At 63.9% G+C, this 18,675-nt stretch carries 16 protein-coding genes; 9 read left to right on the forward strand and 7 right to left on the reverse strand.

From position 1 onward, the window contains the following. Nucleotides 1–12: 12 nt before the first annotated feature. On the reverse strand, nt 13–828 hold the full coding sequence (locus ACR9YP_RS17470; RefSeq protein ID WP_474220537.1) for an alpha/beta fold hydrolase: 816 nt from the start codon (nt 826–828) through the stop codon (nt 13–15). A gap of 192 nt (nt 829–1,020) precedes the next feature. On the opposite strand from ACR9YP_RS17470, the gene ACR9YP_RS17475 reads away from it, so the two are divergent. The 4 genes from ACR9YP_RS17475 to ACR9YP_RS17490 all read left to right on the forward strand — a co-directional run bounded on the left by ACR9YP_RS17475 (nt 1,021) and on the right by ACR9YP_RS17490 (nt 6,437). Continuing rightward, on the forward strand, nt 1,021–1,782 hold the full coding sequence (locus tag ACR9YP_RS17475) for an SDR family NAD(P)-dependent oxidoreductase (protein WP_474220538.1): 762 nt from the start codon (nt 1,021–1,023) through the stop codon (nt 1,780–1,782). A 43-nt stretch (nt 1,783–1,825) separates the two neighbouring features. Then, nucleotides 1,826–2,662, forward strand: coding sequence for an enoyl-CoA hydratase family protein (locus ACR9YP_RS17480; protein ID WP_438106739.1), 837 nt, complete (start codon nt 1,826–1,828; stop codon nt 2,660–2,662). A 100-nt stretch (nt 2,663–2,762) separates the two neighbouring features. Beyond that, nucleotides 2,763–5,114 carry a bifunctional salicylyl-CoA 5-hydroxylase/oxidoreductase gene (locus tag ACR9YP_RS17485; RefSeq protein WP_474220539.1) on the forward strand — a complete coding sequence of 784 codons (2,352 nt, stop codon included), beginning with the start codon at nt 2,763–2,765 and terminating at the stop codon, nt 5,112–5,114. Between the two features lie 51 nt (nt 5,115–5,165). Next, the gene (locus ACR9YP_RS17490; RefSeq protein WP_474220540.1) at nt 5,166–6,437 is read left to right on the forward strand and encodes a flavin-dependent oxidoreductase; all 1,272 of its coding nucleotides are present in this window, start codon (nt 5,166–5,168) and stop codon (nt 6,435–6,437) included. A gap of 100 nt (nt 6,438–6,537) precedes the next feature. Here ACR9YP_RS17490 and ACR9YP_RS17495 read toward each other — a convergent pair whose 3' ends face one another. Together ACR9YP_RS17495 and ACR9YP_RS17500 are read right to left on the reverse strand one after the other, a co-directional pair. Next, nucleotides 6,538–6,993: a cupin domain-containing protein gene (locus tag ACR9YP_RS17495; RefSeq protein ID WP_080136282.1), complete on the reverse strand. Its 456-nt coding sequence runs from the start codon at nt 6,991–6,993 to the stop codon at nt 6,538–6,540. 30 nt (nt 6,994–7,023) lie between these two features. Next, a complete protein-coding gene (locus ACR9YP_RS17500) occupies nt 7,024–8,199 on the reverse strand; it encodes an ABC transporter substrate-binding protein (protein ID WP_474220541.1) in 1,176 nt (391 codons plus the stop codon). A gap of 250 nt (nt 8,200–8,449) precedes the next feature. Here ACR9YP_RS17500 and ACR9YP_RS17505 point away from each other — a divergent pair, with 250 nt between their 5' ends. The 3 genes from ACR9YP_RS17505 to ACR9YP_RS17515 all read left to right on the forward strand — a co-directional run bounded on the left by ACR9YP_RS17505 (nt 8,450) and on the right by ACR9YP_RS17515 (nt 11,283). Further along, nucleotides 8,450–8,968 carry a MarR family winged helix-turn-helix transcriptional regulator gene (locus ACR9YP_RS17505; protein WP_164934521.1) on the forward strand — a complete coding sequence of 173 codons (519 nt, stop codon included), beginning with the start codon at nt 8,450–8,452 and terminating at the stop codon, nt 8,966–8,968. A gap of 143 nt (nt 8,969–9,111) precedes the next feature. Continuing rightward, on the forward strand, nt 9,112–10,803 hold the full coding sequence (locus tag ACR9YP_RS17510) for a benzoate-CoA ligase family protein (protein ID WP_474220542.1): 1,692 nt from the start codon (nt 9,112–9,114) through the stop codon (nt 10,801–10,803). A gap of 21 nt (nt 10,804–10,824) precedes the next feature. After that, complete coding sequence (locus ACR9YP_RS17515) at nt 10,825–11,283, forward strand: RidA family protein (protein WP_474221078.1); 459 nt, start codon at nt 10,825–10,827, stop codon at nt 11,281–11,283. A gap of 26 nt (nt 11,284–11,309) precedes the next feature. Here ACR9YP_RS17515 and ACR9YP_RS17520 read toward each other — a convergent pair whose 3' ends face one another. Further along, the gene (locus tag ACR9YP_RS17520; protein ID WP_474220543.1) at nt 11,310–12,038 is read right to left on the reverse strand and encodes a CBS domain-containing protein; all 729 of its coding nucleotides are present in this window, start codon (nt 12,036–12,038) and stop codon (nt 11,310–11,312) included. Nucleotides 12,039–12,249: 211 nt separating this feature from the next. Between ACR9YP_RS17520 and ACR9YP_RS17525 the strand changes: the two genes are divergently transcribed. Continuing rightward, the gene (locus ACR9YP_RS17525; RefSeq protein ID WP_474220544.1) at nt 12,250–14,097 is read left to right on the forward strand and encodes a PHA/PHB synthase family protein; all 1,848 of its coding nucleotides are present in this window, start codon (nt 12,250–12,252) and stop codon (nt 14,095–14,097) included. Here the strand turns inward: ACR9YP_RS17525 and ACR9YP_RS17530 are convergent. Genes ACR9YP_RS17530 through ACR9YP_RS17540 form a run of 3 tightly spaced genes read right to left on the reverse strand, consistent with a single transcriptional unit; the run spans nt 14,094 to nt 17,621 of the window. Next, nucleotides 14,094–15,065: a CHAD domain-containing protein gene (locus ACR9YP_RS17530; protein ID WP_474220545.1), complete on the reverse strand. Its 972-nt coding sequence runs from the start codon at nt 15,063–15,065 to the stop codon at nt 14,094–14,096. The genes ACR9YP_RS17525 and ACR9YP_RS17530 overlap by 4 nt on opposite strands. A gap of 25 nt (nt 15,066–15,090) precedes the next feature. Continuing rightward, on the reverse strand, nt 15,091–16,626 hold the full coding sequence (locus ACR9YP_RS17535; RefSeq protein ID WP_474220546.1) for a bifunctional aminoglycoside phosphotransferase/ATP-binding protein: 1,536 nt from the start codon (nt 16,624–16,626) through the stop codon (nt 15,091–15,093). An 11-nt stretch (nt 16,627–16,637) separates the two neighbouring features. Then, nucleotides 16,638–17,621 carry a zinc-dependent alcohol dehydrogenase family protein gene (locus ACR9YP_RS17540; protein WP_474220547.1) on the reverse strand — a complete coding sequence of 328 codons (984 nt, stop codon included), beginning with the start codon at nt 17,619–17,621 and terminating at the stop codon, nt 16,638–16,640. Between the two features lie 175 nt (nt 17,622–17,796). Between ACR9YP_RS17540 and ACR9YP_RS17545 the strand changes: the two genes are divergently transcribed. After that, nucleotides 17,797–18,636: a universal stress protein gene (locus ACR9YP_RS17545; protein WP_474220548.1), complete on the forward strand. Its 840-nt coding sequence runs from the start codon at nt 17,797–17,799 to the stop codon at nt 18,634–18,636. Nucleotides 18,637–18,675: the final 39 nt, after the last annotated feature.

An 18,675-nucleotide genomic window follows, 5' to 3' on the forward strand; every position in this document is an offset into this window, starting at 1 on the left:
GGCGCAATCACCTTAGGCTTTGGTCGCGAGAGAGTTCAGGAACCGGCCGAGCGCTTCGTCGAAGGCATCGGGGCGTTCGAGATTGGCGAGATGGCCCACGCCAGCGAGCTCGACATATTCAGCTCCCGGAATAAAGGTCGCCGTCTTCGCCATCATCGGTGCGGGCGCGTTGTTGTCCTTCGAGCCGGACAGCAGCAGTGTCGGGACGGAAATATCCCTGAGCGTGCTGCGCTGATCGAAGCCGATGAGAGCCAGCATCATGGCGCGATAGCTGGCCTCAGGCACGCTTGCCATGCAATCACGTGCCATTTCCATCCCGTTCGGATCAGGGTCGTCGCCGACCAGCTCCTTCACCAGCGAAGGCGCCAGCGACGTCATTGTGTCCCCGCGGTCGAGCGGCCCGAGTCGCGCCGCGATGAAGGATCTCTGCCAATCGCCGTCGGCCTTGCCGAAGGCCGGGCTGGTCTGCGCCAGGACGACGGCGCGTGCCAGTTTAGGTGACTGCACCAGCCATTTCTGGACGATCATGCCGCCGATCGAATGGCCGACCAGAACAGGCCTGCTTGCGCCGAGCTGCTCGATGAACTGCTGGAGCGCATCTGCGAGGGCAACGATGCTCACGCTGGGGAGCGGCGCCGATCCGCCATAACCCGGCATGTCCCATGCGATCGCGCGGAAGCGGTTGCCGAATGTGGCGAGCTGGCGCCGCCAGGCTCGCGCCGCGCCGCCAATGCCGTGCAGGAAAATCAAAGGTGTCGCGCCCGGATCGCCCGCGGCTTCGTAGGCGAAGCGTCCGTCCTTTGTTATCATTGGCGCAGGCTGCGACACGCGACAATCCTTTTGCTTTGCCCTGTGATGCTAACAGGCCCGCGGGCGATGGGAAGGGATAATTTTATACTTAAAGCAATTTTCGGGCCGGTCGCCATGCGGCCGTTCCCCATATCGATCGGCGCTTTCGTTGCAAAAATTTGAAGGTTAAAATATATCGAGGGAACGATCAGGAGCTGAGGGAGCAAGCGCATGTCCGGATTGCCGCATTCGCCGCACGCGCTGGTGACCGGTGGTGGTCGCGGCATCGGCCGCGCCATCGCGGCTTCGCTTGTCGGTGCTGGCGCGACCGTGACGGTGCTCGGTCGGAATGCGGCGCCTCTTGCAGAGGCCGTCAACGCAGGCGCCGCGCATTTCGCGGCCGTTGCCGACGTCTCTGATGAGGCGTCGTTGAAGGCGGCCATCCTTGAAGCGAGTGCGCGCAAGCCGATCGACATCCTGATTGCCAACGCAGGCAGCGCTGAATCGGCGCCATTTGCGAAATCGGACAGTGCCCTCTTCAGCCGCATGATGGATGTCAATTTCATGGGCGTGGTCCATGCGATCCGCGCTGTGTTGCCGGGCATGAAAGACCGTCCCTATGGCCGCATTGTCGCAGTCGCGTCCACTGCCGGGCTCAAGGGCTATGCCTATGTCAGCGCCTACGCTGCGGCCAAGCACGCCGTGGTCGGTCTCGTGCGTTCGCTCGCTCTCGAGATGGCCGGGAGCAATGTGACGGTGAATGCAGTGTGTCCCGGCTTCACCGACACCGATCTGGTCGCCGGCAGCATCGAAAACATCATGACGAAGACCGGCCGAACCCGCGAGCAGGCGATCGCCGAGCTCGCGAAACATAATCCGCAAGGAAGACTGATCATGCCTCAAGAGGTGGCCGATGCCGTGCTGTGGCTATGCGGTGAGGGCGCTGGCGCGATCACCGGACAGGCGATCGCGGTTGCCGGCGGTGAAATCTAGCGTGTGTGGTGCAGGCGCGGAACAAGGAAGCTAAGGAGATCGCATGAGCAGACCAGCCAATCCCGTCACCATACCGCTTGCAGATTACTCGCCACAGCACTTCCTGCTGGCCGTCGTCGACGGTGTCGCGACGGTTACGCTCAATCGCCCCGACCGAAAGAATCCGCTCACCTTCGAAAGCTACCGGGAACTGACTGATTTCTTCCGCGCCTGCGCGTTCGATGATGCGGTCAAATCCATCGTCGTCACCGGAGCCGGCGGCAATTTCTCGTCCGGCGGCGACGTGTTCGAGATCATCGGCCCGCTCGTGAAGATGGATACCAAGGGGCTGACCGCCTTCACACGCATGACCGGCGACCTCGTCAAGGCGATGCGGGCCTGCCCGCAGCCGATCGTGGCGGCGGTCGAGGGCATCTGCGCCGGCGCCGGGGCGATCATCGCCATGGCGTCGGATATGCGCCTCGCGGCAAGCGGGACAAAAGTGGCGTTCCTGTTCAACAAGGTTGGCCTTGCCGGCTGCGACATGGGCGCCTGTGCGATCCTGCCGCGGATCATCGGTCAGTCACGCGCCTCCGAATTGCTCTACACCGGCCGGTTCATGACCGCGGAGGAGGGCGAGCGCTGGGGCTTCTTCAGCCGCCTCGTCACGCCCGAGCAGGTGCTGCCCCAGGCGCAATTGCTGGCCAAGCAGGTCGCGGAAGGACCGAACTTCGCCAACACCATGACCAAGCGGATGCTGGCGATGGAATGGGCGATGTCGGTGGAGGAGGCGATCGAGGCCGAGGCCGTTGCCCAGGCGCTGTGCATGACGACGGCGGATTTCGAGCGCGCCTTCGAGGCGTTCGCCAACAAGGTCAAGCCGGTCTTCAGGGGCGACTAGGACGATCGTCTTTAGGGGGCACATCCGCAACGGGGGACTTGCGCAAAATTATTTTAGGCTTAAAATAGTTTTCGTGACCAGGTGAATTGGCGAGGCTCCCATGAAAGTCGCGATCATCGGTGGCGGACCTGCGGGTCTCTACGCTGCGATCCTGCTCAAGAAGCAGCGCCCGGGTGCCGAAGTCACCGTGTATGAGCGCAATCGGGCCGATGACACGTTCGGCTTCGGCGTGGTGTTCTCCGACGCCACGCTGGACAATTTCGAGAAGCACGATCTTCCGAGCTACCGCCGCATCACTCAGGAATTCGCCTATTGGGACGATATTGCTGTGCATTTCCGCGGCACGGTGCACCGGGTCGGTGGCAACGGCTTTTGCGGCTGCTCACGGCAGAAGCTGCTGCTGATCCTTCAGGAGCGGGCACGCGAGCTCGGCGTCTCCCTGCATTTCGAAGTGGATATCGACGACGAATCCCGCTTCGCCGACGCCGACCTCATCCTGCTTGCGGACGGTATCAACAGCCGCTTCCGCGAGAAATACATCGATCATTTCCAGCCCGAGGTCGACGTTCGCTCCAACAAGTTCGCCTGGATGGGCTCGACCAGGCCGCTCGATGCCTTCACCTTCATCTTCCAGGAAACCGAGTGGGGGCCCTTCATCGCCCATGCCTATCAGTATGAGGCCGGGCATTCGACCTGGATTTTCGAGACCGACCCTGAAACGTTCGCGCGGGCGGGGCTGACGGGGCTGGACGAGGCTCAGTCCGCCGCACGGATGGCGGACATCTTCGGCTGGTTCCTCGATGGGCATAAGCTGTTGACCAACCGCTCGATGTGGCGCAACTTCCCCATGGTCCGCAGCAAGCGCTGGGTCAAGGACAACATGGTCCTGCTCGGCGATGCCAAGGCGAGCGCGCACTTCTCCATCGGCTCCGGCACCAAGCTCGCGATGGAAGACGCCATCGCGCTGGCCGAGGCGATGGAGAAGGCGCCCAGCATCGAGGCGGCGCTGGAGGTCTATGAGAACGGCCGCCGCGAGGAGGTCGAGAAGACGCAGCATGCCGCCGACGTCTCGCTGGTCTGGTTCGAGCACGTCGACCGCTTCTGGGATTTTGACCCCGTGCAGTTCGCCTTCGGCGTCATGACGCGCTCGAAGGCGATCACCTACGACAATCTCAAGCTCCGCGCGCCGGATTTCGTGGCCGAGGTCGACAAGTCGTTCGCCAAACAGGTGCGCAGCGGCGGCTTCGATGTCGACACCGACCGGCCGATGGTGCCGCTGTTCCAGCCGTTCCGCTTGCGAGAGATGGAGCTGGCCAATCGCGCGGTGATGTCGCCGATGTGCATGTATTCGGCGCGGGAGGGTGTGCCGACAGACTTCCACCTGGTGCATTACGGCTCGCGTGCGATCGGCGGCGCCGGGCTGATCTTCACCGAGATGGCCTGCGTCAGCCGCGATGCCCGGATCACGCCCGGCTGCGCCGGTCTCTGGACCGACGATCAGGAAGCCGCGTGGCGGCGCATCGTGAATTTCGTCCACGGCAATTCAGCCGCGAAAATCTGCCTGCAACTGGGCCACGCCGGCCGCAAGGGCGCGACCAAATTGATGTGGGACGGCATGGACCGGCCGCTGGAGCAGGGCGGTTGGGAGGTCTTTTCGGCATCGCCGCTGCCCTATTTCCCCGATAGCCAGGTGCCGCGCGAGCTCGATCGCGCCGGCATGAACGCGGTGAGGGACGCTTTCGTCGCGGCGGCCGAGCGCGGCGAGCGCTGCGGCTTCGACATGCTCGAATTGCACTGCGCCCACGGCTATCTGCTCGCGAGCTTCATCTCGCCGCTCACCAACACCCGCGCGGACGAGTATGGCGGTTCGCTCGAAAACCGGCTGCGGTTTCCGCTCGAGATCTTCGAGGCATTGCGGGCGGTGTGGCCGTCGCACAAGCCGATGTCGGTGCGTATCTCTGCGACTGACTGGGTGGAGGGCGGCATCACCGGCGATGACGCCGTCGCCGTCGCGCGCGCCTTTGCCGAGGCGGGTGTCGATCTCGTCGATGTTTCGACCGGGCAGACCGTGCGCGATGCGCAGCCGGTGTACGGGCGCATGTTCCAGACGCCGTTCTCCGACCAGGTCCGCAACGAGGCGCGGGTGGCCACCATGTGCGTCGGCAACATCACGACGGCGGACCAGGCCAACACCATCTTGGCCGCCGGCCGGGCGGATCTCGTCGCGCTCGGCCGTCCGCATCTGGTCGACCCGTTCTTCACCATGAAGGCGGCGGCCTGGTACGGGGCAAACGACGCTTTCTGCCCGCCGCAATATCTGCCCGGAAAGGATCAGATTTTCCGTAACAGCGTCCGCGACCGGCAGGACTTCGAGGAGCTGAGAATTAAGGCTAAGCCCAAGACCCGGGCCGAGCTCAAGGCGGAGGCGACAAAGCCGCTTGCGGCGGAGTGACCGCCCGTGCGACCTTGACCCATTGCCTGTGTTTCGAGTGGAGTAAGGGCGATGAAGGCGATTATCGTCGGTGGCGGTATCGGTGGTCTCACCACGGCATTGATGTTGCGCTCGCGCGGCCTGGATTGTGAGATCTTCGAGCAGGCCGACACCATTCGCGAGCTCGGCGTCGGGATCAACACGCTGCCGCATGCCATGCGCGAGCTGGCGGGGCTTGGGCTGTTGCAGAAGCTCGACGAGGTCGCGATCCGCACTGATCAGCTCTATTACCTTAATCGCCACGGCCAGGAGGTCTGGCGCGAAGCTCGCGGCATCGACGCCGGCCACGACGTGCCGCAATTCTCGATCCATCGTGGGCGCCTTCAGGGCGTCATCCATCGCGCCGTCGAGGAGCGGCTCGGGCAGCAAGCTATTCAGACCGGCTGCCGGCTGGGTGCGTTCACGCAAGACGAGGGCGGCGTCACGGCCTATTTCTTCGATCGCGTCGGCGCGCATGTCCACACCGCGCGCGGCGATATCCTGATCGGCGCCGACGGCATCCATTCGCGCGTCCGCGAGACGCTGTTCCCGAACGAGGGGCCGCCGTGCTGGAATGGCCTGATGCTGTGGCGCGGCGCCCGCGATTGGCCGCTGTTCCTCACCGGCAAATCGATGATCGTGGCCGGCGGTCTCAATGCCAAGGTGGTGATCTATCCGATCGCGGAGGGATCGAGCCCGGCGAGCCGTCTGACCAATTGGGCGGTGCTCGTCAAAGTGGGCGAAGGCAATGCACCCCCACCGCGGAAAGAAGATTGGTCGCGGCCGGGCCGCCGCGAGGAGCTGATGCCGCATGTCGCGCGCTTCTCGGTGCCCTATATCGACGTGAAGAGCCTGATCTCGGCGACGCCCGAATTCTACGAATATCCGACCTGCGACCGCGATCCCTTGCCCTATTGGTCGTCGGGGCGCGTCACGCTGCTCGGCGACGCCGCGCATCCGATGTATCCGGTCGGCTCCAATGGCGCCTCGCAGGCGATCCTCGATGCGCGCTGCCTTGCCGACGTGCTGGTGCGCGCCGAGCACCCGCGTCAGGCGCTGGTCGAATACGAGAAGAAGCGTCTGCCGATGACGGCCGACATCGTCCGCGCCAACCGGCGCGGCGGCCCCGAGGGCGTCATCGACGCCGTCGAGCAGCTCGCGCCTGATGGTTTCGACAATGTCGACAACATCCTGAGCTATTCTCAGCGCGAAGCGATCGTGCGCGGCTATGCCACCAAGGCAGGCTTCGCCGCAGTGCCCGGACTTGCGGCGGTGCGCGCTGAAGTCGGCGGTAGAGCGGGATGAGATTGAGGAGTCGGCGCTAGCCCGGGACTCAGATCACCTTTCCCCGCTGGGAGAGGTGGAGCCCGAGCCACCGAACGAGCCTAACTTCATCCCACTTTAGCTAGCCGCCGGGCGGCGGCGGCAGGAAGTGGATGTTGAACTCGGCGGCCATCGCCACCACGTCCTCGGGCTTCTGCTCCTTCATGTTGTGAAGGCCCCAGAACAGGTCGAACAGCTTGCGGCTCGGCGACACCCAGAACAGCACCTTTGCGGTCTGCTCCGACTTGTTGAAGATGCCGTGCGGCACGCCCATGCCGAGGCGGATCAGGTCGCCCGCGGTCGCCTGCGCCTCCGAATTGCCGAGCATGAAATCGAGCTTGCCCTCCAGCATGTAGAGATATTCATCCTGGTCAGGGTGAATATGCGGCGGCACGAACGTGCCTGGCGGCAGTGTCGCATGCCAGGAGAAGCTGTTCTCGGCGTAGCTCTTCGGCACATAGGTCTGGCCGAGGATGTTCCAGGAGATGCCCTGGATGCCCTCATTGGCCCGGGTGATGCCGGTGATTTCGCTCTTCATTGCAGTCCTCCCGTAACGCGATACACGGCCTTAGTTCGCCGCCTTGCAGTCCTTGGCATAGCGGTCGCCGTAATTCTCGAAAACCTTCTGCACGATTTCGGTCTGGAACTTGCCGTCTGGACGCTTGGCGACCTTGGTCAGGTAGAAATTCTGGATCGGATAGCCGTTGGTGTTGAACTTGAAGGCGCCGCGCAGCGAGGTGAAGTCCGCCTTCTTCAAAGCGGCGGCGACCGCGTCCTTGTTGGAGAGATTGCCCTTGACGGCCTTGACCGCGCTGTCGATCAGCATCGCGGCGTCATAGGCCTGGAAGGCGTAGGTGCCGGGCACGCTGTTATAGGTGGCCTCATAGGCGGCAACGAACTTCTTGTTCTGCGGATTATCCAGGTTGGGCGCCCAGTTGGCGCCACCGAACATGCCGACGGCCGCGTCCTGCTGCGCCGGCAAAGTCGATTCATCCACCGTGAACGCCGAGAGCACCGGAATGCTATCGGCCAGCCCTGCCTGCCGGTATTGCTTGACGAGATTGACGCCGAGGCCGCCCGGCATGAACGTGAACAGCGCATCGGGTTTCTGCGACGAGATCTTGGAAAGCTCCGGCTGGAAGTCCAGCGTGTTCAGCGGCATGTAGGATTCCTCGACGATCTCGCCCTTGTAGTCGAGCTTGAAGCCCGCCACCGAATCCTTGCCGGCCTGATAGTTCGGGACCATCAGATACATGCGCTTGTAGCCGCGATCCTGCGCGACCTTGCCGAGGATCTCGTGCACCTGATCGTTCTGGTAGGAGGTCACATAGAAGAACGGGTTGCAGTCCTTGCCGGCAAACGTCGACGGGCCGGCATTGGGGCTGATCAGGAAGGTTTTCGATTCTGTGATGGGCCGGTGGATCGCCTGGAGGATGTTGGAGAAGATCGGGCCGACCACGAAGTCGACCTTGTCGCGCTCGAGCAAGCCCTTGACCTTCGTCACCGCCGCATCCGGCTTCAATTCGTCATCCGCGACGATCACCTCGACATCGCGGCCGCCCATCTTGCCGCCGAGATCCTTCACCGCGAGCGCAAAGCCGTCGCGGACTTGCTGGCCCAACGCAGCGGCAGGTCCCGACAGGGTCACGACCACGCCCAGCTTGATTTTCTCCTGGGCGAGGGCAGGGCTCATCGCGGTGCCGAGCAGCATGGCGGCTGCGGCCAAGGTCATTTGCGTCTTCATGATCTGTCCCTCGTGACGATCGGCTTGCGCTGCAAGCCGCGTACTCCAATCCAAGCTTATGCCGATGATGGCCGCCGCGGCAAGCCGAGCTCGAGGCGTCGCATCCGGCGGGCAGCGGCGCATGCAAGCGGCGCGCCAATTATTTGAAGCCTAAAGAAATTGACGTGCGGTCGATTGTTGCAGCTTTGGACTTGCAGCCGGCCCCGATTTATTTGAAGCTCAAAACGTTAGGGAATCCGTGCCGGCGCCAATGCCGGCCGTGAGTGACTGCATCAACATGCTCGATTCCGAGACCAAGGCCGTCGAAACACCGGAGGACCATGCCGAAGAGCTTCGGCTGTGGCTGCGGCTCTTGACCTGCACGACCCTGATCGAAGGGGAAGTCCGCGGCCGGCTGCGGCAGCGGTTCGACGTCACTTTGCCCCGGTTTGACCTGATGGCGCAGCTCGACAAGGCGCCGGACGGCATGACCCTGTCCGATGTCTCCAAGCGCATGATGGTGTCGAACGGCAACGTCACCGGCCTCGTCGAGCGGCTGGTGGAATCCGGTCACCTCGACCGGCGTACCTCGGAGACGGACCGCCGCGTCCAGGTGATCCGCCTCACTAAGCTCGGTCGTGCCGAGTTTCGCAGGATGGCTGCGGAACACGAAACCTGGATTGCCGACCTCTTCGCCGATCTGACGCCGAAGGACGTGCGCGAATTGATGCGGCTCCTGGCCAGGACCAAGGCGTCGGCGCAGAAATCGGCCGCGCGCCGCCGGCCGTAAGCAGGCGGGCGGGCCGCCGAACCCATTTGCCGCAGGAAAAAGCAAGGAGTGCCCAAAATCCGCTATTGCGCCAAATTGTTTTAAGCCTAAAATGTTTTCCAGATCGTGCTGCCGGGTGCAATCCATGCTGAAAGGAGCGTGCGATGGCCAACGCCGCCAAGGTTCAAGTGTCGGGCTCGTGTGACGGCAATACTGCGACGGCCCATGTCGATACGTTCGCGCGGCAACATCTGCCGCCGCGCGAGCTCTGGCCCGAATTCATCTTCACGCGGCCGGAGCTGCGCTACCCAGCGCGATTGAACTGCGTCAGCTATTTCCTCGATCGCTGGGTCGAGCAAGGCCACGGCGATGCGCCTTGCGTCATCAGTCCTGCGGTCAGCTACACCTATCGCGAGCTGCAGGCCCTCGTGAACCGCATCGCAAACGTGCTGGTCGGCAAGCTGGGTCTCGTGACCGGCGGGCGCGTGCTGCTGCGCTCGGCCAACAATCCGATGATGGTCGCGACCTATCTCGCGGTCATCAAGGCCGGCGGCATCGTCGTGGCGACCATGCCGCTCTTGCGGGCCAAGGAGCTGTCATATCCGATCCAGAAGGCTGAGATCACGCTCGCGCTGTGTGACGGAAAGCTCTCCGAGGAGATGGAGAAGGCGAAAGCCGCGGCGCCGGGCTTCAAGCACGTGGTCTATTGGGGCAATGGCGCCTCCGATTCGCTCGAAGCGCTGATCGCGGATGCGAGCCCGGAGTTCAGGGCTGTCGATACCGCGTCCGACGACGTCTGCCTGATCGCCTTCACGTCGGGCACGACAGGCGATCCCAAGGGCACCATGCATTTCCATCGGGACATGCTGGCGGTGTGCGACAGCTATGCGCGCAACATCTTGCGGGCCGAGCAGAAGGATCGCTTCGTCGGTTCGGCCCCGCTCGCCTTCACCTTCGGCTTCGGCGGCGTGCTGTTTCCGATGCATATTGGCGCCTCCTTCGTGGTGCTGGAGAAGACGACGCCGGACGACATTCTGAACGCGGTCGAGCAGTACAAGACCACGGTCTGCTTCACGGCGCCGACCGCATACCGGGCCATGCTCGGCAAGCTCGCGGGCCGTGACATCTCCTCGCTTCGCAAATGCGTCTCCGCGGGCGAGACGCTGCCCAAGCCGACATTCGAGGCCTGGCTGAAGGCCACCGGCATCAAGCTGATGGACGGCATCGGTTCGACCGAACTGCTGCACATCTTCATCAGCGCGACCGAGGACGAGATCCGTCCCGGCGCAACCGGCAAGCCGGTGCCGGGCTATGAGGCCAAGATCGTCGACGATGCCGGCAACGACGTGCCGCCGGGCACGATGGGCCGACTAGCGGTACGGGGGCCGACCGGCTGCCGCTATCTCGCCGACGAGCGGCAACGGAAATACGTCCAGAACGGCTGGAACATCACCGGCGACACCTATCTGATGGATAGCGACGGTTATTTCTGGTACCAGTCGCGCTCCGACGACATGATCGTCTCGGCCGGCTACAACATCGCAGGCACGGATGTCGAGGCAGCGCTGCTCACGCATCCGTCCGTCGTCGAATGCGGGGTCGTCGGTGCGCCGGACGAGGCACGCGGCATGATCGTGAAGGCCTATGTCGTCGCCGCGCCCGGTGTGACGCCCGACGCGCAGCTCGTGGCCGAGTTGCAGGAACATGTCAAACGCGAGATCGCGCCGTACAAATATCCGCGCGCGATCGAATTCGTGACGCAATTGCCGAAGACCGAGACCGGCAAGTTGAAGCGTTTTGCCCTGCGTCAGCTGGCGCAGGCTGCAGCGACGTCCTCAGGCGTCGCTGCGGAATGAGAGAAGGATAGAGAAGTGTCCGTGACGACGCCAAAAGGCCCGCAGCTCGCGGTGCTGCCGACAGCAGCCGAGCACGAAACCCGCCCCAAGGCGCAGATCCTCCAGCCGTCCGGCTGGCCGATGCCGAAGGGTTATGCCAACGGCATGGCTGCCGAAGGGCGGATCGTCGTCACCGGCGGGGTGATCGGCTGGGATGCCGAAGAGCGTCTCGCGGACGGCTTCGTCGCGCAGGTGCGCCAGACCCTGAGCAACATCGCCGAAATCCTGGCCGAAGCGGGCGCCCGGCCCGAACACCTCGTGCGCCTGACCTGGTATGTCGTCGACATGGACGAGTACCTGGCCAATCTGAGGGAGCTGGGCAGGGTCTACCGCGACGTCTTCGGAGCGCACTATCCTGCGATGGCGCTGGTCCAGGTGGTCCGGCTCGTCGAGAAGGCGGCGCGCGTCGAAATCGAGGCCACCGCCGTCATTCCTCGCTGAGCCCGGCCGCGATTAGCTCGCCTTGATCAGCTCGCCTTGGCGAGCTCATCGTCCTCGGGCGAGTTCAGATAGACGCCGGACATGGTGTCGACCCAGCAAAGATGGTCGTGCACCGTCTTCACGCCTTCGACGTTCTCCGCCGCGACGATGGCCGCCTGCCGTGCGCGTTCTTCGGTGATGACGCCACTGAGGTGAACGATGCCGTCACGGACGATGACGTTCAGCCCGAATGGGCACCAGTCGTTCTTCTCCATGATGTCGATGATGCGGCTGCGAATGTGATCGTCGTCCGCCGTCGGATCCGGCACTTCGCGAGCGAGCCCCGCCACCGCCTGTAGCAAATTGGCGCGGGATACGATTCCGACGACCTTGTCGCCGCGCACCACCGGCAGCCGCTTCACGTTGTTCCGTTCCATGAGATCGACGATCTCCGCGAGCGCGGTATCCTCGGTGATGGTCACGACCGAGGCTGTCATCACCTCCGAGACCTTGCGGCCATGCTCGTGGACGAAGTCGCTGGCCGATTTGCCCGGACCGAGGACGAATCTCAGCCAGCGCCCCCGCTTGCGTCCGGTGCCGATTTCGCTGCGGCGGATGAAATCTCCTTCCGAGACGACGCCGACCAGCTTGCCGGTATCGTCGACGACCGTGAGGCCGCTGACATGCCGCTTTAGCATGATGTTCGCCGCCTCGACGATGCTGATGTCGGGGGTAACCGAGATGACCGACCGGGTCATGATCTGGTGGGCGCGCATGATGAACTCCGCTGGCTTGCCGAATGTCGATGCGCAAAACCTTAGCGGGGACGTCGAGATGCGGTTTGACCCAGGTCAAGTGGACGAGGCCGCTTGGTCCTGGTTCAGCGATTGTGATCTGTGCCGGATTTGATGCAGCTCAACGCGCATCCGAAGCGTCGCCATATCCTCGTCCTGACGTAGACCGGAAGCCGGCAGGGAACATTCAGCCATGAGCGTCGTCCAGATATTTCCACGGGTCGACGAGCCGGCGGCGCACGCTCTCGTCAATTCCATTGCCGGCCCTCGAGCCGCTGCGGCGAGCCCCGAAAAGCCGGCAGGGAAGCCGGCCGCCGCAGATCTGCCGCCCGCATCGGAGCCATATCCTCTCGACCGCGCGTTTCATGCCATGCTGGCACGGTTCACGGGCGGGATTTCGCCAATGGCCTTGTCGCTCGCCTGGCTCGATTGGAGCTCGCATCTCGCCGCAGGCCCACAGCGCCAGATGGAGATTTCCCGCAACGTTCTTCGCGACACCGGCCGGCTGCTGGAAGCTGTCGCGCACGCGACGTCGCAAAAGCCGTGGTCCGTCATTCAGCCGCAGGAACGCGATCGCCGCTTCAGGCAACCGCAATGGGAGGTCCCGCCGTTCAATCTGCTGGCGCAGGCGTTTCTGCTCGCAGAGCGCTGGTGGCACGATGCCACGACCGGCGTGCGCGGCGTGTCGCATGCAAATGAAGCCATCGTTGAGTTCTCGGTGCGCCAGATGCTCGACATGCTGGCGCCGTCGAATTTCGCGGCGACCAATCCGCAGGTGCTGGAGAAGGCGTTCCAGAGCGGCGGGGAAAATTTCGTCTTCGGCTGGCAGAACTGGTGCAGCGATCTGATGCGTCTGCTTTCGGTGTCGAAACCGGCGGGCCACGCGCAATTTGTCGTCGGCAAGACGGTGGCGGCTTCGCCCGGCAAGGTCGTCTATCGCAACGAGCTGATCGAGCTGATCCAGTACCATCCGGCGACTGCGCAAGTGCGACCCGAGCCGATCCTGATCGTGCCGGCCTGGATCATGAAATACTATATCCTCGATCTGTCGCCGCAGAATTCACTGGTCAAGTATCTGACCGCTCAAGGCTTCACTGTGTTCGCGATCTCCTGGCGCAATCCGGATGCCAACGACCGCGATGTCGCCTTCGATGACTATCGCAAGCTGGGCGTCATGGCCGCGCTGGACACGATCGACCGGATCATGCCGGGCCGGAGGACCCATGCGTTGGGCTACTGTCTGGGCGGGACGTTGCTGTCGATTGCTGCCGCCGCAATGGCACGCGACGGCGACAGGCGGCTCGGCACGATCACGCTCCTTGCCGCCCAGACCGACTTCACCGAGGCCGGCGAGCTGACGCTCTTCATCAACGAGAGCCAGGTCGCTTTCCTCGAAGACATGATGTGGCAGCGTGGCTATCTCGACACGACGCAGATGGCCGGTGCGTTCCAGCTGCTGCGCTCCAACGAATTGATCTGGTCGCGGCTGTCTCATGACTATCTGATGGGCGAAAGCAGTCCGCCAAGCGACCTGATGGCCTGGAATGCCGATGCGACGCGGCTGCCTTATCGCATGCACTCGGAGTATTTGCGCCAACTGTTCCTCAACAATGAGCTGGCCGAAGGCCGCTATCGCGTCGAAGGCAGGAGCATTTCGCTCTCGGACATCCATGCGCCGATGTTCGTGGTCGGCACGCTGGCCGATCACGTGGCGCCGTGGCGGTCGGTCTACAAGATTCACTATCAGGTCGATGCCGACGTGACGTTCCTGTTGACCAGCGGTGGCCACAATGCCGGTGTCGTCGCTCCGCCTGACGACCCTGGGCACAGCTATCAGGTCATGACCAAGGCTGCGGACGCGCCCTATGTCGGTGCAGATGAGTGGCTGAAGCTGGCTCCGCGAGTTGAGGGCTCCTGGTGGCCGGAATGGGCCGGATGGCTGGCGGCGCGCTCCGGGGGGCCCTGTGATCCGCCGCAGATCGGGCTTGGCGATGCCCCTTCAGGCCTGCCCGAAGCGCCGGGAGACTACGTCCGCACCTAGTCCTCAGGCTCTGCATTTGGCGCGAGGTCCGAGGAGCGGAAGGGCTTGGCCTTGTCCAGTTTGCGGTAAGCCGCCGCGGCGGTTCGCAACAGCTTCTTTTCCCGTTTGCGGTCGAGGAAGCGAGTGCCGGCCTCGAAGCCGACACCGTTCAACGACGCCGCCAGCGTTTGCCCTCGCGCATCGTCGTTCAATTGCCCGAGAGATCTTTGCGCCTTGCGCAATTGCTTGAGGATGGACTTCTGCTTCGTCGCTGATCCGTCGGCGAACAGGTCCGCCAGCGATTCGACCGAATAGGTCATCCGCTTATTGAGGAGGCGCAGCTTGTGCCGTTTCTCGACGTCGAGCTTGCTCAGCTTCCGGGCCTTCTTGAGCAGTGTCGTCTCCCACTCGGTCAACCGCGCTGTCGCGTGGTCGGCGAGCGAGCAGCGACGCAATCTGATGGCTTCCTTGCTGCGCCGGGTCGACCAGGGGCCGCTCTCGATCCAGACCGAGGTCTGCTCGACCAGGCGGCGATAGCGCGCGGATTGCAGCGCGCGCGCCAGCAGGCGGTGGCTCTCGGCGCGCTTCTCGTCCCAGTGCTGGAGTTCGGCGATCACGGCGAGCTCGTTGCCACTTTCGGCGACGATCCGCTCGATCGCCACGTCGAGGTCCCGCACCATGCCGAGCTGGCTGTTGAGCCATTTCAGCTCGGCCCAGACATTCGGCCGCAGCGCGTCGTCGACCATCGGCGCGAAGAAGCGGATGGCGGTGCGCAGATGCGTCAGCGCGATCCGGATCTGGTGCAGGGCGTCGGGATCGCCGCGGCAGGTGCCGTCGTGCTGGGCGAGGACGGCATCGAGGTGACGGCGCGCGATGATCCGGAACGCCGTGTCGCAGGCCATGCCGGAGCTGAGGCGGCCGGGCAGCGCATTGCGCCGCGTTGCCGGCATTGCGCGGGCGGCCGTCGAGGTCGTGCTGGGTCGCGCCATCCTTGCCCGCGTCAATCAGATTGCCTTATTTGCCCTCGGCGATTGCGTCCCGGCAGCTCTGGAGCGTCTGCTCTGGTGTCCCGGATGCATCGATGGTCGCCCAACCGACATGACCGATATTATAGCGCTCCTGCTGCGCGGCAACCTCTTGCGTGGCGTCGGACGCATCTCCCCGGCGGCTTCCGATTCGCGCCTGCCGGGTCGCGAGGTCGGCGACGAGGAACAGGCCGTTCAGCGGCACGTTGCGCTCGCGCGCCAGTGTGGCGATCGCGTCTCGTTCGCCCTCGGCGGCGAATACGCCGTCGACGATCGCCGAATGGCCTTGCGCCAGCACGCGCCGGGCGTAACGAGCCAATGTCCCGTAAACGCGGGCCGTGACCTCTGGCGTGTATGCGAATGGCGGCAGTCGCTGCGTGTCCTCGATCCCGAACATCTGCTTGCGGACGATGTCGCTGCGCAGCACGATCGCCCCCGGCTGTGGCGCGACGACCGGCGCGAGCGCGCGCGCCAAAACCGTCTTTCCGGTGCCGGACAGTCCCCCGACGGCAATCAGCCGCGGGGCTGGGGGGTGGATCAGCGCTCGAGCGAGGCCGAAATAGCGCCGTGCATCGTTAAGGATGCCGACATCATCAGAACGCGGCGGCTTTAGCCGTGCCAGCGCCACCTGAGCGCGGATCGCCGCCCGGATCGACATGAACAGCGGCAGCACCGAGAGCGCGTCGAGATTGTCGGATGGCGTCGCAGCGAGATATCGGTTCAGGACGATGTTGGCCGCGAGCGGTTGATCGTGGTGCAACAGGTCCATCAATGTGAATGCGAGATCGTAGAGCACGTCGACAGTTGCCATCTGGGCATCGAACTCGATGGCGTCGAACAGGACTGGCCGCCCGCCGATCAACACGATGTTCGCAAGATGCAGGTCGCCGTGGCAGCGCCGCACAAAACCCTGCTGGCCGCGCTCTTCGAGCAAAGGCCGGAGCCGCAGAAACATCGCCTGCGAGGCTCTGCCGAGCAGCGCGATTTCTTCAGCTTCAAAATGATTGCCTTTTCCCAGGCCATTGCAGTTGCCGTCGATGAGGCCGGGGATGGAGGAAATCCACGCCTTGCCGTCGGAGCGGCCCGCCGCCGCATGTGAAGCCACGATCGCGTCGGCGGCAGCCGAAGCTAGATTCTCATCGAGCGGGCCGGCCTTGGCCAGATGATCCAGCGTCTGGCTTTCGTCGAAGCGCGACATGTCGACCGCATACTCGATCGGCCGGCCGGGCCCGTCGATCTTCACCGACCCATCCGGCTCCTCCGTGATCGCCACGACGCGATGATAGATCTGCGGCGCCAGCGGCCGGTTGATCCTGATCTCCTCCTCGCAGGCCGCCTTGCGCTTGTCGAGCGTCGAATAGTCGAGGAACGGAAATTGCACAGCCCGCTTGATCTTCAGCGCGCGGTCGCCGTCGAGAAACACCGAAGCCGCGTGGGTATCGATCCGTCTCACGCCGGGACGTCCAGTCAGGAACTGGAATATCCGGTCCTGGGCCTCCGTCTCATCTCTGATCGACTTTGGCATCTGCGTCACCGTCAGGGCGTCAGGACGGCCGCGCCGAGAATCTGGCCATTCCGCAGCATTCTCAGAACTTCGTTGGCCCGGTCGAGCGGAAATGCTGTGGTCTCGGTGCGTATGCCAGCTTGCGGGACGATCCTGAGAAAATCGAGGCCATCCTGCCGGGTCAGATTGGCCACCGAGACCAGCTGCCGTTCCTCCCAGAGCAGCTCATATGGAAAGCTTGGAATGTCCGACATGTGGATTCCGGCGCACACGACGCGGCCGCCCTTGCGTACGGCGCGCAGCGCGGCCGGGACGAGTTCGCCAGCTGGTGCGTAGATGATGGCAGCGTCGAGCGGCTCGTCCGGTGTTTCGTCAGAGGCCCCTGCCCAGACGGCGCCGATACGACGTGCAAGGCCTTGCGCAGCGGCATCGCCACGCCGCGTGAATGCATAGACGGATCGTCCCTGCCAGACCGCAACTTGCGCGATGATGTGGCCGGCCGCGCCAAAACCATAGAGGCCGAGCTTGCTGGCAGAGCCGGCCATTACCAGCGAGCGCCAGCCGATCAGCCCTGCGCACAGCAGAGGGGCAATCTCCACGTCATTGCCGTTTTCGCCGAGTGGAAACGCGTAGCGCGCGTCAGCGATCGTGTGCGTTGCGTAGCCGCCGTCGCGCGTGTAGCCGGTGAAGAGGGGGGCGTCACACAGGTTTTCCATGCCGTCCCGGCAGAACCGACACTTGCCGCAGGTAAAACCAAGCCAGGGAATGCCAACCCGATCGCCGGGCGCATGCGTTGCAACATTCGGACCCACGAGATCGACCCGGCCGACGATCTCGTGGCCAGGCACGATCGGATAGCGAATATCGGGCAGCTCGGCGTCGACGACATGCAGATCGGTGCGGCATACTCCGCAGGCGCTGACCTTCACTCGGATCTGGCCTTCGCCGGGAATAGGATCGGGCCGCTCCTCCATCTGGAGCTGCGCTCGTGAGGCCGGCAACACCATCGCACGCATGAACCTCTCCGGGGCGAACCGCTCGGACTGACTTATTCATAGAATGGCCGAGCGGCCAGTCCTTGATGTTGGTCAACGGGCCGTCGCCAACCGACCGGACGGAGTTCCCCGGGCTTGACGAGGATCAAGCGTCCCGACGAAACCCGGCCTATGCTGGCGGCCAAGGAGAATCCCGATGGCCATCAAGGACGTCTTTCTGCCGCTTGTCGGCCAGCCGCGCCGGCCGCTTCTAGCCGCGATCGAGAAATGCGTGGCTGTCGCCGCCGATCTCGGCGCCAGGATCACCGCACTTGCGCTCGAGGAAGATGTTTTCGTGCGGCCGAAAGTGCTGCTGCCGGACGATCCCGCTGCGGCCGAGGCAACGGGGTTGCTTGGGGCGGGCGATATGCAGCTGCTCCTGAATGCCTTTGCTGATGTATCGTCCCGCGCCGACATTCGCGCCCATGGCCGATCGGCCAAGGTGCCGGCAGACCAGATCGCTTCGATCCTGGCCGAGCATGCGCGCTTCAGCGATCTCACGTTGCTCCCGGTGAAGCCGCACGACAGCCGAACGGAACACATCATCGAGACGCTCCTGTTCGAATCCGGGCGGCCGCTCCTGCTCTGCCCGGAACAGCACGTCGACGAGCTGCGACCGGAATTCGAGAACGTCATGATCGCGTGGGATCACTCTGCGCGTGCGGCGCGTGCGGTCGGCGATGCGCTGCCGGTCCTTCAGGCGGCCGCATCGGTCCGCGTGGTGACCGTGGTGGACGAGAAGACCGACGCGATCGTGCAATCCGGAACGGCACTCGTCGACCACCTCAGGGAACACGGCGTTCACGCCTCGTTCGAAACGACGAAATGCGGCGGCAGTTCGATCGGAAAGGTGCTCGGAAGCTGGGCGAATTCCCATGCGATCGATGCGATCGTGATGGGCGCCTATCATCATTCGCGCCTGAACGAGATCGTTTGGGGCGGTGTGACAAAGACCGTCATTGGCCAGCCACCGTGCTGGGTTATGATCTCGCACTAGGCACGCAGTTTCCAGCCTGATCTTCCATCCTCGGAACCG

The sequence above is a fragment of the Bradyrhizobium sp. BR14999 genome (assembly GCF_056106085.1).

What these genes read in the sequence shown, in the direction of transcription:
- ACR9YP_RS17480 (WP_438106739.1), top strand. Translation starts at nt 1,826, where the DNA reads ATGAGCAGACCAGCCAATCCCGTCACCATACCGCTTGCAGATTACTCG.
- ACR9YP_RS17495 (WP_080136282.1), bottom strand. Translation starts at nt 6,993, where the DNA reads ATGAAGAGCGAAATCACCGGCATCACCCGGGCCAATGAGGGCATCCAG.
- ACR9YP_RS17475 (WP_474220538.1), top strand. Translation starts at nt 1,021, where the DNA reads ATGTCCGGATTGCCGCATTCGCCGCACGCGCTGGTGACCGGTGGTGGT.
- ACR9YP_RS17505 (WP_164934521.1), top strand. Translation starts at nt 8,450, where the DNA reads ATGCCGGCCGTGAGTGACTGCATCAACATGCTCGATTCCGAGACCAAG.
- ACR9YP_RS17510 (WP_474220542.1), top strand. Translation starts at nt 9,112, where the DNA reads ATGGCCAACGCCGCCAAGGTTCAAGTGTCGGGCTCGTGTGACGGCAAT.
- ACR9YP_RS17530 (WP_474220545.1), bottom strand. Translation starts at nt 15,065, where the DNA reads ATGGCGCGACCCAGCACGACCTCGACGGCCGCCCGCGCAATGCCGGCA.
- ACR9YP_RS17490 (WP_474220540.1), top strand. Translation starts at nt 5,166, where the DNA reads ATGAAGGCGATTATCGTCGGTGGCGGTATCGGTGGTCTCACCACGGCA.
- ACR9YP_RS17545 (WP_474220548.1), top strand. Translation starts at nt 17,797, where the DNA reads ATGGCCATCAAGGACGTCTTTCTGCCGCTTGTCGGCCAGCCGCGCCGG.
- ACR9YP_RS17520 (WP_474220543.1), bottom strand. Translation starts at nt 12,038, where the DNA reads ATGCGCGCCCACCAGATCATGACCCGGTCGGTCATCTCGGTTACCCCC.
- ACR9YP_RS17485 (WP_474220539.1), top strand. Translation starts at nt 2,763, where the DNA reads ATGAAAGTCGCGATCATCGGTGGCGGACCTGCGGGTCTCTACGCTGCG.
- ACR9YP_RS17500 (WP_474220541.1), bottom strand. Translation starts at nt 8,199, where the DNA reads ATGAAGACGCAAATGACCTTGGCCGCAGCCGCCATGCTGCTCGGCACC.
- ACR9YP_RS17535 (WP_474220546.1), bottom strand. Translation starts at nt 16,626, where the DNA reads ATGCCAAAGTCGATCAGAGATGAGACGGAGGCCCAGGACCGGATATTC.
- ACR9YP_RS17525 (WP_474220544.1), top strand. Translation starts at nt 12,250, where the DNA reads ATGAGCGTCGTCCAGATATTTCCACGGGTCGACGAGCCGGCGGCGCAC.
- ACR9YP_RS17540 (WP_474220547.1), bottom strand. Translation starts at nt 17,621, where the DNA reads ATGCGTGCGATGGTGTTGCCGGCCTCACGAGCGCAGCTCCAGATGGAG.